This window comes from Pseudomonas sp. SDO5215_S409, assembly GCF_054071325.1.
In genome coordinates this window covers 88,225-104,282 of record NZ_JBSVWN010000004.1, presented here as the reverse complement: position 1 = coordinate 104,282, position 16,058 = coordinate 88,225, and the positions used below count along the sequence as shown (strand labels likewise).

At 62.3% G+C, this 16,058-nt stretch carries 10 protein-coding genes and 2 pseudogenes; 6 read left to right on the top strand and 6 right to left on the bottom strand.

What is annotated here, in order from left to right; all coding sequences use genetic code 11:
- Positions 1-7 precede the first annotated feature (7 nt).
- Positions 8-655: a peptide-methionine (S)-S-oxide reductase MsrA gene (gene msrA / locus ACW9H9_RS03290; RefSeq protein ID WP_457341580.1), complete on the top strand. Its 648-nt coding sequence runs from the start codon at positions 8-10 to the stop codon at positions 653-655.
- A 74-nt stretch (positions 656-729) separates the two neighbouring features.
- On the opposite strand, the gene ACW9H9_RS03285 is transcribed toward msrA, so the two are convergent.
- The 3 genes and pseudogenes from ACW9H9_RS03285 to ACW9H9_RS03275 all read right to left on the bottom strand — a co-directional run.
- The gene (locus tag ACW9H9_RS03285) at positions 730-1,566 is read right to left on the bottom strand and encodes a 23S rRNA (adenine(2030)-N(6))-methyltransferase RlmJ (RefSeq protein WP_457341579.1); all 837 of its coding nucleotides are present in this window, start codon (positions 1,564-1,566) and stop codon (positions 730-732) included.
- Between the two features lie 148 nt (positions 1,567-1,714).
- Entirely contained in the window at positions 1,715-2,098 is a 384-nt protein-coding gene (locus ACW9H9_RS03280) for a hypothetical protein (protein ID WP_457341578.1), read from the bottom strand.
- A 1,034-nt stretch (positions 2,099-3,132) separates the two neighbouring features.
- Positions 3,133-5,118: pseudogene (locus ACW9H9_RS03275) on the bottom strand (type VI secretion system Vgr family protein); the annotation flags it as partial.
- Between the two features lie 186 nt (positions 5,119-5,304).
- Between ACW9H9_RS03275 and ACW9H9_RS03270 the strand changes: the two are divergent.
- Positions 5,305-5,799: a DUF2165 family protein gene (locus ACW9H9_RS03270; protein ID WP_457341577.1), complete on the top strand. Its 495-nt coding sequence runs from the start codon at positions 5,305-5,307 to the stop codon at positions 5,797-5,799.
- A gap of 73 nt (positions 5,800-5,872) precedes the next feature.
- On the opposite strand, the gene putP is transcribed toward ACW9H9_RS03270, so the two are convergent.
- Positions 5,873-7,357 (bottom strand): sodium/proline symporter PutP, encoded by a 1,485-nt coding sequence (gene putP / locus ACW9H9_RS03265; RefSeq protein ID WP_457341576.1) that lies wholly within the window; start codon positions 7,355-7,357, stop codon positions 5,873-5,875.
- A gap of 337 nt (positions 7,358-7,694) precedes the next feature.
- Between putP and putA the strand changes: the two genes are divergently transcribed.
- Positions 7,695-11,648, top strand: a complete 3,954-nt coding sequence (gene putA, locus ACW9H9_RS03260; protein ID WP_457341575.1) for a trifunctional transcriptional regulator/proline dehydrogenase/L-glutamate gamma-semialdehyde dehydrogenase — start codon at positions 7,695-7,697, stop codon at positions 11,646-11,648.
- Positions 11,649-11,811: 163 nt separating this feature from the next.
- A complete protein-coding gene (locus ACW9H9_RS03255) occupies positions 11,812-13,614 on the top strand; it encodes an acyl-CoA dehydrogenase (RefSeq protein WP_457341574.1) in 1,803 nt (600 codons plus the stop codon).
- Between the two features lie 8 nt (positions 13,615-13,622).
- Here the strand turns inward: ACW9H9_RS03255 and ACW9H9_RS03250 are convergent, their stop codons facing one another.
- Complete coding sequence (locus ACW9H9_RS03250) at positions 13,623-13,916, bottom strand: cell division protein ZapA (protein WP_457341573.1); 294 nt, start codon at positions 13,914-13,916, stop codon at positions 13,623-13,625.
- A complete protein-coding gene (locus ACW9H9_RS03245; RefSeq protein ID WP_457341572.1) occupies positions 13,913-14,143 on the bottom strand; it encodes a hypothetical protein in 231 nt (76 codons plus the stop codon). The genes ACW9H9_RS03250 and ACW9H9_RS03245 overlap by 4 nt, the downstream gene beginning before the upstream one ends.
- A gap of 222 nt (positions 14,144-14,365) precedes the next feature.
- Between ACW9H9_RS03245 and ACW9H9_RS03240 the strand changes: the two are divergent.
- Both ACW9H9_RS03240 and ACW9H9_RS03235 read left to right on the top strand, forming a co-directional pair.
- A pseudogene (locus ACW9H9_RS03240) lies at positions 14,366-15,142 on the top strand (MCP four helix bundle domain-containing protein); the annotation flags it as partial.
- Between the two features lie 30 nt (positions 15,143-15,172).
- Complete coding sequence (locus tag ACW9H9_RS03235; RefSeq protein WP_457341682.1) at positions 15,173-16,045, top strand: methyl-accepting chemotaxis protein; 873 nt, start codon at positions 15,173-15,175, stop codon at positions 16,043-16,045.
- Positions 16,046-16,058 lie beyond the last annotated feature (13 nt).

Here is a 16,058-nt window from a genome sequence, read left to right as displayed (position 1 = left end):
ACTGATCATGGTCTTGCGCTCGGAAATCCTGGTGAACAAAAACGTGCTCCCTACCGCAGAACAAGCATTGCCCGGCCGTGAAACCCCGATGGCACTGCCCGAAAAGCATTTCGTCAATGACGTTCCGTTGCTGGGCCCGTTCTTTGAGGACGTGGGCTTTGCGATCTTTGGCCTGGGGTGCTTCTGGGGGGCCGAACGGCGCTTCTGGCAGCGTGATGGCGTGGTCAGCACGGTCGTGGGCTACGCCGGTGGCTTCACGCCCAACCCGACTTACGAAGAAGTGTGCTCGGGCCTGACCGGCCACAGCGAAGTGGTGCTGGTGGTGTATGACCAGGACAAACTCAAGTACGAAGACCTGCTGAAAATGTTCTGGGAACTGCACAACCCGACGCAGGGCATGCGCCAGGGCAATGACATCGGCAGCCAGTACCGCTCGGTGATCTACGCCACCACACCTGAGCAACTGGCGGCAGCGCAGGCCAGCGCGCAGGCGTATCAGGCCGAGCTGACCAAGGCCGGGCTGGGCACCATCACCACCGAAATCGAAGAATCGCCGACGGTGTACTTTGCCGAGGGCTATCACCAGCAATACCTGGCGAAAAACCCGCAGGGCTATTGCGGGATCGGCGGCACAGGCGTGACGTGCCCGATCTAGGAACCGCACGTTTCAAGCGGCACGTCAGAGCGAGTGTGGGCACCCGCTTGTAGCGTGCCGCTGGACGCTCACGCTTATTCAGCGATCAGCCAATCCATCTGCCAGCCGCCCTGGGTCTGGCCCAGCTGCTTGGACAGCCACGGCAGCAACTCACGCAATTGCTCCTCCAGGCCCCACGGCGGGTTGGCAATCGCCAGGCCCGAGCCGGTCAGGGTGTTGGGCGTGTCCAGGGGATGCACGAGCAATTCCACCCGCAACAACTTAGGCGCGCCGGTGCCCGCCAGGTCCTGATAGAACCGGCGCAGCAGGCGCTGGTCTTTCACCGGATACCAGATCGCGGCCACGGTCTGACGCATACGGCCCACCGCTTCCTTCAAGGACGCGGCGCAGCGCTGCATTTCGTCGAGCTTCTCGAACGGCGGGTCGATCAGCATCAATGCGCGTTTTTCCGGCACTGGCAGCAACGCTCGCGGCACGTGCCAGCCTTCGCCCAGGTGCACCTTCACCCGGCGGTCGCCCTTCATGTTGTCCTTGAGCAGCAGGCCGTCTTCGGGGTGTTTCTCGTTGAGCAGCACGCGGTCCTGCGGCCGGGTGAGGCGGCGCGCCAGCTCGGGCGAGCCTGGGTAGTAGCGCAATTGGCCATCCGGATTCATCTCGTGCAGCACACGCATGTAGTCGGCGGTGAGCGGCGGCAGGTCGGCCAGGCCCCACAGGCGCGCGATGCCTTCCAGGTATTCACCGGTGCGGTTGGCCTGGTCGCCCTGCAGGTCATACAGACCGATACCGGCGTGGGTGTCGAGATAGGCAAACGGCTGCTCCTTGCGCGACATCAGGGCGATGAGGCAGGTCAAGGTCAGGTGTTTGAAGACATCGGCATGGTTGCCGGCGTGAAAGGCGTGACGATAGTTCATGGTTGCTCCTGCGCAGGGGGCGAAGTTTACCTTCTACGCGGGCAAAGGTGCAGGGGCGCACGCCGGGTGGCGTATATGCAACGGTCGCTCAGGCCCGCTAGGCGGCCAGATACGCCGCCAAATCCGGCGGGCCGTTTAGTTCAACCAATCATTTTTCAATGAATGTGGCCATGTAACTCAAACCTATGCCCACTGGATACAACAGCACCAATGCCGAGCGCATCGTGACAGCAATCCAAAGCCGTAATGACCGTGGAAAATTCCTGAAGTCTTCCGCATCAAGCTCGCCCTTTTTTATTGATTTTTTTGGAAAAATAAAAAGTGCAGAAACCACACTCAACACACAAAACCTTCCAAACACCCCGAGTTCTAAAACAGCGCTCCACTTTTGAATAGCCAATGAATTACCCAAGCCCTCCACCACCTCGGTTATTTTAAAAAAGACGATATAAATCCACACACCCACAATAAAAAAGCAACCCGAAAACATGATTAGCGTCATTATAAAAAATGTCATTTCAAAAGGACTCATCACCGCACGCCCTCATAAATAAGTTCGCCAAAACCTTCTCCCGCTGATGAAAGTGCGTTCCCGGCCACTGCACTTCCTAAACCGGTGAGCACAACGACACACACTAGCCCGCCCACCCCAGCCGTACCCAGCCCAATTCCGGCACACAAGCCAACGCTGCCCATACCGCCGATAACGCCGCCCAGTGCCATGCCTGTAAAAGCGCCACTTTCAGTGTATTTAACCCGTTTGCAGGCCTCCTCGCTTTCAACCCTGCACACCTCTTTAACTTTAAACGCCGACGCTGCCGCTCACAGCCCCATTCCAACATAGCCACCCGCTTTCATATAGTTGCTCGCCCGTACAACACCCCTGATATGCGTTGCATACCCAGGAATCCCTCCTGAGACTCCCGCTTTACTCCAATGATGAACAAGGCTGCGACTGGAAATACCCAACGCACGCTTTAGTTTAGGATGTTCGGCAACTCCAATTCCTTTGCGCACCAACGGCCCGAGACTATTATCCAACCGCACCAACAACTGCTGCCTTTTAGTAAAGAACTCGACACCTTGTAGGTTACCGTACGTTTTGAATGTCTTCACATGCAAAGCCTCAAGTTCCTGCAAAGCCGCTTTGGTCTGCGTCAGATAACTTGCAACCATACTCGACCCCACCCCCACCGCAGTTGAACTCTGCGCCAAAAACGCCCCGATCACCTCTTGGTGCTCGACCATGAACGCCGCTTCGTCATCACTCAGCGGCGCCAGCGCAGCGTTCACGGCTCTGGCGGCTTCCATCAGCAAGGCGTCCTCACGGGTGCACTGGCTGTTTTGCGGATCGCTGAGTACCACCAATTGCCCAGGCCGGACCTGTTGCGTCAGCTGCGGGTTGAGGCTGCGAAAGCGCTCCAGCACCGCTGTTGCGGGCGACTCGAACAGTGAGGCTTCCAGCGCATCCCGCGACATCGCGTGTTGCACGATGTGAAACCCCGGCTCGACGCTGGAGGGTTGTGCGGCGGCCGTGCGAGGCGGGTTGCCCGCAGGCGGTAACGCGCACGGGCCCTCCTCACATGGCTCGCACACTTCGCAAAACGGCGCATTACGTTTGAGGCTGTACAGTTGCGCGCCGCTCAGCGCAACGGGCGGGGGCGTTTGAAGCGCCTGCGATGCACCGGGCATCAACGGCGTAGCCGCAGCAGCGGGTGCGCCGCCGACCTGGATCGGCGTGCTGCTGAAAATGCCGCCTGCCGAGAGGGTGATCCATTGGCCGCCCGCTTGAATGGTCACGTTGTCGTCCGCATCGATGATGATGTTTTGCCCGGCGCCCATCTGAAGGGTGCGCCCGGCAAGGGTCTGTTGCGATCCGGCGACGGTGAGGTGGTCATCCTGGTTGAGCACGGTGAGCCGGTTGCCATGGGTGGTGCGCTGTTCCTCACCGTGCAGCTCGTGGCGGGACTCCCCGCCCACGCTCACCCGTCGCAGGTTGTCCACCTGCACGTGCTGGTCGTTGAGGATGTGCTGGGTCCAGTCGCGCTGGGCACGCAGGTAGATTTCTTCCGCGCCTTTGCGGTCTTCGATACGCAGCTCGTTGTACCCCCCGCCGCCGGGGCTGCTTTGGCTGCGAAAGACGCTGCGGGTCTTGTCTGCTGGCAGGTCCAGCGGCACCGGCGTTGCCGCATTGGCCAGACAACCGAGCACCACGGGGGTATCGATGTCGCCGTTGACGAAACCCACCAGCACTTCCATGCCCACTCGCGGGATCAGCACCGCGCCGTAACGCTCATGGGCCCACCCACTGGCCACCCGCAGCCAGCAACTGGAGTGCTCGTTGTAGTCGCCATCGCGGTCCCAGGGCAGTTGCACCTTGACCCGGCCGTACTCGTCGCAATGAATTTCGCTGTCCACGGGCCCGGTCACGACGGCGTTCTGCAAGCCCGGTATCGGTTTGCGAGGCTCCGGCAAGTCCGGGCGGAAGATCACGTCCCAGGGTGTTGCGACAAACTCATGGTGATAGCCCTGGGCAACGTCGTCGCTCACCGTTGCATCGGCAGACTCTTCCAGCACCTGGGGCTGCCAGCCTGTGTGCGTAACCGCTGTCACCAGCCACAGGTCATTCCATTCCTGGCGCGGGTGCCCAGCCAGGTGCAGGAAGCGGCCACTGGCCAGCCCCGGCTGATCGCCACTGCCCCGGGCTTGACGAGAGTCGCGGCGATGCCGCTCCAGCGCCCGTTGCGCCAGGCGCTTGCCGTGCGTGCGGTCGGTGAAATGGCCGGGATAGCCCTGGTCTTCCAGGACCGGCCTCAGCGTGTGAGCCGCCGCGCTTTCAAGCGTGAGGCGTGGCTTGCGAAAGTTGTAGTCCCGCAGGTTCACTTGCGTCGTACGGGTGTCCAGTTGCACGACGAATTGCTGGATGCCCGGCATCTCGGCGGCCAGCCCGGCGTCGGGCGCGTAGCGCATGGGCTGCTCTGCTCGGACGAAGAAGGTCTGGTCGTCGCCAAACACCAAGAGGTGGCCATCCGGCGCGTGCTGGAAGTGATAGTGAATGCCCAACTCAGCGCACAACCGCTGGACGAAGGCCAGGTCGGTTTCACCAAACTGCACGCAGTACTCGCGCGCGGGATACGCACCGCTGAGTCGAAACACATAGGCATCTGCGCCAATCCCGTGCCCCTCCAGGACCCGCGCGATAATCTGCGGCACGCTTTTGTGCTGGAAAATGCGTTGGTGCCGGCTGTGTTCAAGGTAGGCCAGACGAGGCACCAGGCCGACCGTGTAGCGGGTCAGGCGCTTGCCGCAAGCGCCCTGGGCGATGCGCAATATATGGCCATGCACGCCATGCCCCTGCGTATCGAAAGCCAGGAAGGCCGGGCGATGCAGCAGGCGCTCCAGGTCCAGGTCGGCGCGCTCCCCCACCAGTTCAAGCTCAAAAAGATAGGGCTTGCTGATGGCCTCATCCCCTTTGAACCCGAGCACATTGAGGTCGCTGGGCTGGCCGTCGAGGGTCAGGGTAAAGGCACTGTGATGGGCGGGCGCGAGCATCCGGTGCGTCTCTGCGAGTGTCGGAGGCGCCGATTCTGCATCAGCGTTTTACCGCTCAGACTACGCAGCGAGAAATTCAGAAAGCACCTACATCATTCGGTACGCATTCTTCATGTATCGCCTGTCGAAGCCGCCTCAACGGCGTGCTAGCGTTGTCGCCCCTCCTGGCACGACAACGGATAAACAATGGCCACCCGCTACGCAAAAATCGTCCTGACCCTCGCCCTGGCAGCGTTTGCCACGCTCGTCACCTTTAGCAACATCAGCGACTACGGCTCCAACTTCGCCTTCGTCAAGCACGTGCTGAGCATGGACACCACGTTTCCCGGCAACGCCGCCCTGTACCGTGCCATCACCACGCCCTGGCTGTGGCACGCCGGGTACTGGCTGATCATCGCCGGTGAAGGGCTGACCGCCGTGTTGCTGGCCCGTGGCGCACTGGCCTTGTGGCGCACGCGAAACGCCAGCAGCGCCGAGTTCAACCGCGCCAAAAAAAGCGCGATCGTCGGCCTGACCGCAGGTTTTGTGGTGTGGTTTTTCGGCTTTATGGTGATTGGCGGCGAGTGGTTCCTGATGTGGCAGTCTCATCAGTGGAATGGCCAGGACGCCGCGTTCAAGTTTTATATGGCGATCCTGGGCGTGCTGATTTTTCTCAATCAGCCAGACGCTGAACGCGCCTGATCACCGCGCAAAAAAAGGCCCGCGATCCTCTCGGACGCGGGCCGTTTTCAACTCGACTCAGCGAGCCAGCCGCTTACTTGTTGAGGTGGTAGTCCTGCTCTGCCGCATCGAAGCGCTTGACCATCCCCGCCGTCGGCGCGCCCAGCTTGCTCACCCCATAAATCGCCAGGCTGGCGAAGAGGAAGCCCGGGATGATTTCGTACAGGCCCAGCAGGCTGAGCTGTTTCCACACGATCACGGTGACCGCGCCCACCACAATCCCGGCGAGAGCGCCGTTGCGGGTCATGCCTTTCCACAGCACAGAAATCAGCACCACCGGCCCGAACGCCGCACCAAAACCCGCCCAGGCGTAGCTCACCAGGCCCAATACGCGGTTTTCCGGGTTGGCGGCCATGACGATGGCGATCAACGCCACCAGCAGCACCATCAAGCGGCCGACCCACACCAGTTCACGCTGGGAAGCGTTTTTGCGCAGGAAGGTTTTGTAGAAGTCTTCGGTCAGGGCGCTGGAGCACACCAGCAACTGGCAGCTCAGGGTGCTCATCACGGCCGCCAGGATGGCCGACAGCAACACCCCTGCGATCCACGGGTTGAACAGCAACTTGGCCAGTTCGATGAACACGCGCTCGTGGTTCTCGGTCACGGGGCCGGCAACGTCCGGGTGCGCCGAGAAGTAGGCGATGCCAAAGAAGCCCACCGCCACCGTGCCGCCCAGGCACAGGATCATCCAGGTCATGGAGATGCGCCGGGCGTTGGCGATCGACTTCACCGAGTCCGCCGCCATGAAGCGCGCCAGGATGTGCGGTTGGCCAAAGTAGCCCAGGCCCCAGCCCATCAGCGAAATGATGCCGATGAAGGTGGTGTTTTTGAGCATGTTGAAGTTGTCGGGGTTCTGCGCTTCGATCGCCAGAAAGGTGGTGTCGACGCCGCCGGTGGCTAGCAGCACGATGATCGGGGTCAGCAGCAGGGCAAAGATCATCAGCGTGGCTTGTACGGTGTCTGTCCAGCTCACCGCCAGGAAACCGCCCACAAACGTGTAGGCAATGGTCGCCGCAGCACCGGCCCACAGCGCCGTCTCGTAGGACATGCCAAAGGTACTTTCAAACAGACGGGCCCCGGCCACGATGCCCGAGGCGCAGTAGATGGTGAAGAACACCAGGATCACCACCGCCGAGATAATCCGCAGCAGGCCGCTCTTGTCTTCAAAACGGCTGGAGAAGTAGTCCGGCAAGGTCAGCGCGTCGCCGTTGTGCTCGGTCTGCACCCGCAGGCGGCCGGCCACGAACAGCCAGTTCAGGTAGGCACCGGCGATCAGGCCGATGGCGATCCAGCTTTCCGACAGGCCCGACATATAGATGGCGCCGGGCAAGCCCATCAACAACCAGCCGCTCATGTCCGACGCGCCGGCCGACAGTGCAGTGACCACGCTGCCCAGGCTGCGACCGCCCAGGATGTAGTCGGAGAGGTTGTTGGTGGCGCGATAGGCCATAAAGCCGATCAGCACCATGGCAGCGATGTAGATCACAAACGTGACCGTGATGGGGTTACTTATGCTCATTGTTGCGTCCTGGCGTTGTTTTTATGAAGGTTGCACCTAGGCCGCGAATGCTATTCAACAAACTAAACAAGGTGCAACCGTTTATTGAGAATAAGTTGCACCTGAAACATTTTTTCGGATAAACGCCTGTTTTTGCGCCTTTTCGGAGCAAGCACGGCAAAAGTCAGAAGCAAATGCGCGGATAAACGGCCGAGACGATCGCGATCGATTAAACACGCTCGCCGCCGCGGAAATTTCATGCAGAAAACGGGTTGCACCCGGTTGCACCTCCTGTGGCGCACAGATAATCTTGGCGCCAGCAGATGCCACTCGGTAGTGGCACCCATGAGGATAAAAAATGGCTACCACCACCCTTGGGGTCAAACTCGACGACCCGACCCGCGAGCGCCTGAAAGCCGCCGCGGCCTCCATTGATCGCACGCCGCACTGGTTGATCAAACAGGCGATTTTCAATTACCTGGAGAAACTGGAGGGGGGTGCAACCCTCAACGAACTCAACGGCTTGAGCACCAAGGACGCCGACGATGCGGGCGAGGTGCCCGCCGACCACGTCCACCAGTGCTTCCTGGAGTTCGCCGAAAGCATCCTGCCGCAATCGGTGCTGCGCGCTGCCATCACCGCCGCGTACCGTCGCCCGGAGCCCGAAGTGGTGCCGATGCTGATCGAGCAGGCCCGCCTGCCCGCGCCGATGGCCGAGGCCACCCACAAGCTGGCCGCGTCGATCGCCGAAAAACTGCGTAACCAGAAGAGCGCTGGGGGCCGTGCGGGCATCGTTCAGGGCCTGTTGCAGGAGTTTTCGCTGTCGTCCCAGGAAGGCGTCGCACTGATGTGCCTGGCCGAAGCGTTGCTGCGTATTCCGGACAAGGGCACCCGTGACGCGTTGATCCGCGACAAGATCAGCACCGGCAACTGGCACCCGCACCTGGGCAACAGCCCGTCGCTGTTCGTCAACGCCGCCACCTGGGGCCTGTTGCTGACCGGCAAACTGGTCGCCACCCACAACGAAGCCGGGCTGACGTCGTCCCTGAGCCGCATCATTGGCAAAAGCGGCGAGCCGATGATCCGCAAGGGCGTCGACATGGCCATGCGCCTGATGGGCGAGCAGTTCGTCACCGGCGAAACCATCGCCGAGGCCCTGGCCAACGCCAGCAAGTTCGAAGCCAAGGGCTTCCGCTATTCCTACGACATGCTGGGCGAAGCGGCCCTGACCGAACACGACGCGCAGAAGTACCTGGCCTCGTACGAACAAGCCATCCACTCCATCGGCAAAGCGTCCCATGGTCGTGGGATTTATGAAGGCCCGGGCATTTCCATCAAGCTCTCGGCCTTGCACCCGCGCTACAGCCGCGCCCAGTACGAGCGCGTGATGGACGAGTTGTACCCGCGCCTGCTGTCGCTGACCCTCCTGGCCAAGCAATACGACATCGGCCTGAACATCGATGCCGAAGAAGCCGACCGCCTGGAGCTGTCTCTGGACCTGCTCGAGCGCCTGTGCTTTGAACCGGGCCTGGCCGGCTGGAACGGCATTGGGTTTGTGATCCAGGCGTACCAGAAGCGTTGCCCGTATGTGATCGACTATGTCATCGACCTGGCCCGCCGCAGCCGCCACCGCCTGATGATCCGCCTGGTGAAAGGCGCGTACTGGGACAGCGAAATCAAGCGCGCCCAGGTCGAAGGCCTGGAAGGCTACCCGGTGTACACGCGCAAGGTGTACACCGACGTTTCCTACCTCGCCTGCGCACGCAAACTGCTCTCGGTGCCAGAAGTCATCTATCCGCAGTTCGCCACGCACAACGCCCACACCCTGTCGGCCATTTATCACATTGCCGGTCAGAACTATTACCCCGGCCAGTACGAGTTCCAGTGCCTGCACGGCATGGGCGAGCCGCTCTATGAGCAAGTGGTGGGCAAAGTCGCCGACGGCAAGCTGAACCGACCGTGCCGCGTGTATGCCCCGGTGGGCACCCACGAAACCCTGCTGGCGTACCTGGTGCGTCGCCTGCTGGAAAACGGCGCGAATACATCGTTCGTCAACCGTATCGCCGACCAGTCGATTTCCATTCAGGAACTGGTGGCCGACCCGGTGGCCAGTATCGAGCAGATGGCCACGGTAGAGGGCGGCTTCGGCCTGCCGCACCCGCGCATCCCCCTGCCGCGTGACCTGTATGGCAGCGACCGCGCCAACTCCGCAGGCATTGACCTGGCCAACGAACACCGCCTGGCGTCGCTGTCCAGCGCCTTGCTGGCCACCGCGAACACCCCCTGGAAAGCCGCGCCGATGCTCGGCTGCGCTGCGGGCGACGCAACCCCGGTGCCGGTGCTGAACCCGTCCGACCTGCGCGACGTGGTGGGCCATGTACAGGAAGCCACTGTCGAAGACGTCGACAACGCCATCCACTGCGCCCTCAAGGCCGCGCCGATCTGGCAGGCCACCCCGCCCGCCGAACGTGCCGCGATCCTGGAACGCGCCGCCGACCTGATGGAAGGCGAGATCCAGCCGCTGATGGGCCTGCTGGCTCGCGAAGCGGGCAAGACCTTTGCCAACGCCATCGCCGAAGTGCGTGAAGCCGTGGACTTTTTGCGCTACTACGCGGTGCAGGCACGTCACGATTTCACCAACGACGCCCACCGCCCACTGGGCCCGGTGGTGTGCATCAGCCCGTGGAACTTCCCGCTGGCGATCTTCAGCGGCCAGGTCGCCGCAGCGTTGGCCGCCGGTAACCCGGTGCTGGCCAAACCCGCCGAACAAACCCCGCTGGTGGCGGCTCAGGCCGTGCGCCTGCTGCTGGAAGCCGGCATTCCCGAAGGCGTGCTGCAATTGCTGCCGGGCCAAGGCGAAAGCGTGGGTGCCCGCCTGGTTGGCGACGAGCGCGTCAAAGGCGTGATGTTCACCGGCTCCACCGACGTGGCCCGCCTGCTGCAGCGCAACATCGCCGGGCGCCTGGATACCCAGGGCCGCCCGATCCCGCTGATCGCCGAAACCGGCGGCCAGAACGCGATGATCGTCGACTCGTCGGCCCTCACCGAACAGGTGGTGATCGACGTGGTGTCCTCGGCCTTCGACAGCGCTGGCCAGCGTTGCTCGGCCCTGCGCGTGCTGTGCTTGCAGGAAGATTCGGCAGACCGCGTCATCGAAATGCTCAAGGGCGCGATGGCCGAATGCCGCCTCGGCAACCCGGAACGCCTGTCGGTGGACATCGGCCCGGTGATCGACGCCGAAGCCAAGGCCGGTATCGACACACACATCCAGGCCATGCGCGACAAAGGGCGCAGCGTGTACCAGGTGGCGATTGCCGACAGCGACGAGGTCAAGCGCGGCACCTTCGTGATGCCGACCCTGATCGAGCTGGAAAGCTTCGACGAACTGCAACGGGAGATTTTCGGCCCGGTGCTGCACGTGGTGCGCTACAAGCGCAAGGAACTGGACTCGCTCATCGCGCAAATCAACGGCTCGGGCTACGGCCTGACCCTGGGCGTGCACACCCGTATCGACGAAACCATCGCCAAGGTGGTGGACAACGTCAATGCCGGTAACGTCTACGTGAACCGCAACATCGTCGGCGCTGTGGTGGGCGTGCAGCCGTTTGGCGGCGAAGGCCTGTCGGGCACTGGCCCCAAGGCCGGTGGGCCGTTGTACCTGTACCGCCTGCTGTCCACTCGTCCTACGGACGCGATCGAACAGTCCTTCGTCCGCGGCGACAAACTGGCAGCACCGGACGTGCGCCTGCGCGAGGCCATGAGCCAACCGCTGAGCGCCCTCAAAGCCTGGGCAGACAGCAGCAAACTGGCTGACCTGAGCACCTTGTGCGCCCAGTTCGCCGCCCAGTCGCAAAGCGGCGTGACCCGTGCCCTGGCCGGCCCGACCGGCGAGCGCAACAGTTACGCGATCCTGCCCCGCGAACACGTACTGTGCCTGGCCGACGCGCAAGCCGACCTGCTGGTGCAACTGGCCGCCGTACTGGCCGTCGGCAGCTCGGCGGTGTGGCCGGAAACAGACGTGAGCAAGGCCGTGTTCACACGCCTGCCCAAGGACATTCAGGCGAAAATCCAGCGCGTGGCCGACTGGACCCGCGACGAGGTGGTCTTCGACGCCGTCCTGCACCACGGCGACTCCGATCAACTGCGTGGGGTGTGCCAGCAAGTGGCCAAGCGCAGCGGCGCGATTGTCGGGGTGCAAGGCTTGTCAGCGGGCGAAACGGCGATTGCGCTGGAACGCCTGGTGATCGAGCGGGCGCTGAGCGTCAACACCGCCGCGGCGGGCGGTAACGCCAGCCTGATGACGATCGGCTAGGGGTTGGCGCACGCTTCAAGCAGCCAGTAAGAGCCACGGGGCTTTTGCGGGTCGCTTGAAGCGTGCCGCTCTCTTCTACCCCTCCATAAGGTTCATCAATCTTCCTACCCCTGCTCTATAAGCTCACTTAGACTCAGGCCTATTCCCACACAGGTAGGCCGCCATGTCCGAGACGCTGCTCAGTTCCCGCAATCTGGCTTTCGAGCTGTACGAAGTTCTCGATGCCGAGGGCCTGACCCAGCGCGAGCGGTTTGCCGAACACAATCGGGAAACCTTCGACGCTGCCCTGGGCACCGCGCGCAGCCTTGCCGAAAAGTTCTTTGCCCCGCACAACCGCAAGCACGACGAAAACGAGCCACGCTACGAGAACGGCCAGGCCGTGCTGATTCCCGAGGTGAAACCGGCCGTGGACGCGTTTTTGCAAGCGGGTTTTCTTAACGCCGCCCGCAGCTTTGAAGCCGGTGGCATGCAGTTGCCCACGCTACTGTCGCAAGCCTGTTTTGCCCACTTCCAGTCGGCCAACGCGGCCACCGCCTCCTACCCGTTCCTGACCATGGGCGCGGCCAACCTGATCGAAAGTTTTGGCACCGAGGCGCAAAAGCAAGACTTCCTGCAGCCGATGATCGAAGGCCGTTTTTTCGGCACCATGGCGTTGACCGAACCGCATGCGGGCTCGTCCCTGGCGGATATTCGGACCCGCGCAGAACCGGCGCCAGACGGCACCTATCGGCTCAAGGGCAACAAGATTTTCATCTCGGGCGGCGACCACTCGCTGTCGGAAAACATCGTGCACATGGTGCTGGCCAAGCTTCCCGGCGCACCTGCCGGGGTGAGGGGCATTTCGCTGTTTATCGTGCCCAAATTCCTGGTCAACCCAGACGGCAGCCTCGGCGAGCGCAATGACGTGTTGCTGGCCGGGCTGTTCCACAAGATGGGTTGGCGCGGCACCACGTCCACGGCGCTGAATTTCGGCGATAACGGCAACTGCGTGGGGTATCTGGTGGGCAAGCCGCACCAGGGCTTGAGCTGCATGTTCCAGATGATGAACGAGGCGCGCATCGGCGTGGGCATGGGCGCGGTCATGCTCGGCTATGCCGGTTATCTGTACTCGCTGGCCTACGCACGCGAACGCCCGCAAGGCCGGCTGCCAGACAACAAGGACCCGGCCACCGCCCCCGTGGCGATCATCGAGCACGCAGACGTCAAACGCATGTTGCTCACGCAAAAGGCCTACGTGGAAGGCGCCTTCGACCTGGGCCTGTACGCCGCGCGGTTGTTTGACGACACCACCACCCTTGAACACGAGGAAGCGCGCGAACACGCCCAGGAGTTGCTGGACCTGCTCACGCCGGTGGTCAAGTCCTGGCCCTCGCAGTTTTGTTTAAAGGCTAACGAACTGGCGATCCAGATCCTCGGCGGCCACGGCTACACCCGCGAATACCCGGTGGAGCAGTACTACCGCGACAACCGCCTGAACCCGATCCACGAAGGCACTCACGGCATTCAGTCGCTGGACTTGCTGGGGCGCAAACTGGCGCAAAACGGCGGCGCGGGCCTCAAGCAGTTGATCCGCCTGATCGCCATGACGGGCGCACGGGCACAGGCCCACAGCTCACTGGATAGCTTGCGCGAACCCCTGGAAAAACTGCTGGCCCGCCTGCAATCCGTCACCCTCGGTCTGTTGACGGACCTGGCCCACGGCAACGTCAGCAGCAGCCTGGCGAACTCGGCGCTGTACCTGAAGGTGTTCGGGCACACGGTGATTGGCTGGCGCTGGCTGGAGCAGGCGATTCGCGCCGAGGAAGGGCTGGCACGCGGTGATGCGGCGGACGCGGCCTTCTATAAAGGCAAGCTGCAGGCCGCCCGGTACTTCCTGACCTGGGAAATTCCGGGCTGCCATCATGACCTGTCCCTGCTGGAGACACGCGATGATACGTGCCTGGGCATGCAGGACGAGTGGTTCTAACCCCTCGATCAGGGCTGGCCGATCGCCTTGGAGATGACATCGACCGTGGCGCTGACTTGCTCTTGGTAACGGTCGAGTTCCTGCTGGTGACGCTGCTGCATTTCAATCTGTTCGGCGCACAGGTTCAGCGCCGCCAGCACCAACAGCTTGTCACCGATCAGGGTCGGGTACTTTTTCTTGGTGGTGGCCAGGGAGGCCTTGAGCAGGTTCACCGCGCTCATCAGCGTGTTGTCTTCGCCAGCTGGCGCCTTGATCGAGTAATCCTCTCCGAGAATCGAAACGACCTTTATCCCCTCGTTCATGCGCCGACAGGACCTGCGCTCACGCGCTCAACCAACGCCTGGATACGCGCCGCCGTGGCGCCGTTCTTTTCTTCCTGTTCCATCAGGGTCAGTTGCAGGCTGTCGTTTTCATCCTTGGCGCGGGCCAGTTCGGCCTTGAGGGATTCCTGGATGCCCAGCAGGTCCTGGTTTTGCTGCACCAGGTCGCTGACCAGTTGTTCCAGCTGGCTGAGAGATGTTTCTAACATTTTGATTTCTCGGGCTTTTTCAAAGGGCGGTGACGATAAAGAAAATTCACCTCGGATGCCAGGGTTATCCTGGCGCGCGGCCCTGATTTTACGGGTCAGGCCACACTTTGGAGCCTTAGTGACTGCAATATCGCGATCTGGTTCCTGAAACCGCCAAACCCGCCTGTTGATGCGACAAAAGCGCGCAGCCGCTTAAGACTTTAGTCGTATGACCGATAAGTCATGTACACCCCCTCTGAACCCCGCATGGATCGCGCTTCTCCCTGGATTCACGACATGTCCCTTCGTCATATGAACATCGCGCCACGGGCCTCCCTGGGCTTTGCGCTGATTGGTGCGCTGATGTTGTTTCTCGGTGTGTTCGCCTTGCACCAGATGAGCAAAATTCGCGCCGCCACCGAAGACGTCACCCTGAGCAGCGTGCCCGCCATCCGCGCCCTGGACGAGTTCACCCAACTGACCCTGCGCCTGCGCGTGTTGTCTTACCGCTTGCTGACCAACCGCGAACCCGATGTGCAGCAAAAGACCCTGGATGCCTTTGACCTGCGCAACCAACAGATACGCGCAGCCCAAGCCACGTATGAAAAGTTGATCGACGGCAGCGAAGAACGCGCAGCCTACGATGAATACGTGCGCCTGCTGGGCCAATACCATCAGATTGAAGCCCGCATGAAGAGCCTGTCGCAGGCAGGCCAGGTGGAGGCGCTGCGCACGTTGCTCAACACCGAGCTGCTCAACAACTCCGAGCAGGTCAACACGGTGCTCAACCGCTTGCTGGAGATCAATAACCGGGTGGCCACCACCACTAACCAGCAGGCTGAAGCCCAGTACGACCTGGCGTTCAAGATGGTGGTCGCGCTGTTGTCGATCGCCACGGCACTGACGGTGCTGTTCGCCTGGTTGCTGACCCGCAGCATCACCCAGCCCATCGCACGGGCGCTGGAGGCGGCCGAGGACATTGCCGGGGGCGACCTGACCCGCCCGATCCAGGTCGACGGCAGCGACGAAGCCGGTCGCCTGCTGCAGGCCATGGTCAACATGCAGGAAAAACTGCGTGACACCCTGCAACGCATCGCTGGCTCAGCCACCCAATTGGCCTCGGCCGCCGAAGAACTGAACGCCGTCACCGACGAGAGCGCACGCGGCCTTACCCAACAAAACAACGAAATCGAGCAGGCCGCCACCGCCGTCAACCAGATGACCAGCGCCGTGGAAGAAGTGGCCCGCAATGCGGTCAGCACCTCTGAGGCCTCGCACAACGCCGCCGCGTCGGCGGGCGACGGGCGCGACCTGGTGCAGGAAACCGTCAGCGCCATCGAACGCATGAGCAGTGATGTGCAGGCCACGGCTACGCTGATCGGCAACCTGGCTGACGAGTCCCGGGACATCGGCAAGGTGCTGGACGTGATTCGTGGCCTGGCCGACCAGACCAACCTGCTGGCCTTGAACGCCGCCATCGAAGCGGCTCGCGCCGGGGAAGCCGGGCGAGGGTTTGCCGTGGTGGCCGACGAAGTGCGCGCACTGGCCCATCGCACGCAGCAGTCGACCCGCGAGATCGAACGGATGATCGCCAGCATCCAGGAGGGCACCGAACACGCGGTGGACTCGATGCGCAACAGCACCGAACGGGCGGAATCGACGCTGAACATCGCCAAGGGTGCGGGCTTGTCGCTGGAGACTATCAATACAGCGGTGGTCGAGATCAACGAGCTCAACCTGGTGATCGCCAGCGCAGCGGAAGAACAGGCCCAGGTCGCGCGGGAAGTGGACCGCAACCTGGTGAACATCCGCGACCTGTCGGTGCAATCGGCCACGGGCGCGAGCCAGACCAGCTCGGCGAGCAACGAGCTGTCACGCCTGGCGGTGGACCTGAACGGGATGGTGGGCCGCTTTCGCCTCTAACCCGTGGCAACAG

What these genes read in the sequence shown, in the direction of transcription:
- msrA (WP_457341580.1), top strand. Translation starts at nt 8, where the DNA reads ATGGTCTTGCGCTCGGAAATCCTGGTGAACAAAAACGTGCTCCCTACC.
- ACW9H9_RS03285 (WP_457341579.1), bottom strand. Translation starts at nt 1,566, where the DNA reads ATGAACTATCGTCACGCCTTTCACGCCGGCAACCATGCCGATGTCTTC.
- ACW9H9_RS03280 (WP_457341578.1), bottom strand. Translation starts at nt 2,098, where the DNA reads ATGAGTCCTTTTGAAATGACATTTTTTATAATGACGCTAATCATGTTT.
- ACW9H9_RS03270 (WP_457341577.1), top strand. Translation starts at nt 5,305, where the DNA reads ATGGCCACCCGCTACGCAAAAATCGTCCTGACCCTCGCCCTGGCAGCG.
- putP (WP_457341576.1), bottom strand. Translation starts at nt 7,357, where the DNA reads ATGAGCATAAGTAACCCCATCACGGTCACGTTTGTGATCTACATCGCT.
- putA (WP_457341575.1), top strand. Translation starts at nt 7,695, where the DNA reads ATGGCTACCACCACCCTTGGGGTCAAACTCGACGACCCGACCCGCGAG.
- ACW9H9_RS03255 (WP_457341574.1), top strand. Translation starts at nt 11,812, where the DNA reads ATGTCCGAGACGCTGCTCAGTTCCCGCAATCTGGCTTTCGAGCTGTAC.
- ACW9H9_RS03250 (WP_457341573.1), bottom strand. Translation starts at nt 13,916, where the DNA reads ATGAACGAGGGGATAAAGGTCGTTTCGATTCTCGGAGAGGATTACTCG.
- ACW9H9_RS03245 (WP_457341572.1), bottom strand. Translation starts at nt 14,143, where the DNA reads ATGTTAGAAACATCTCTCAGCCAGCTGGAACAACTGGTCAGCGACCTG.
- ACW9H9_RS03235 (WP_457341682.1), top strand. Translation starts at nt 15,173, where the DNA reads ATGGTCAACATGCAGGAAAAACTGCGTGACACCCTGCAACGCATCGCT.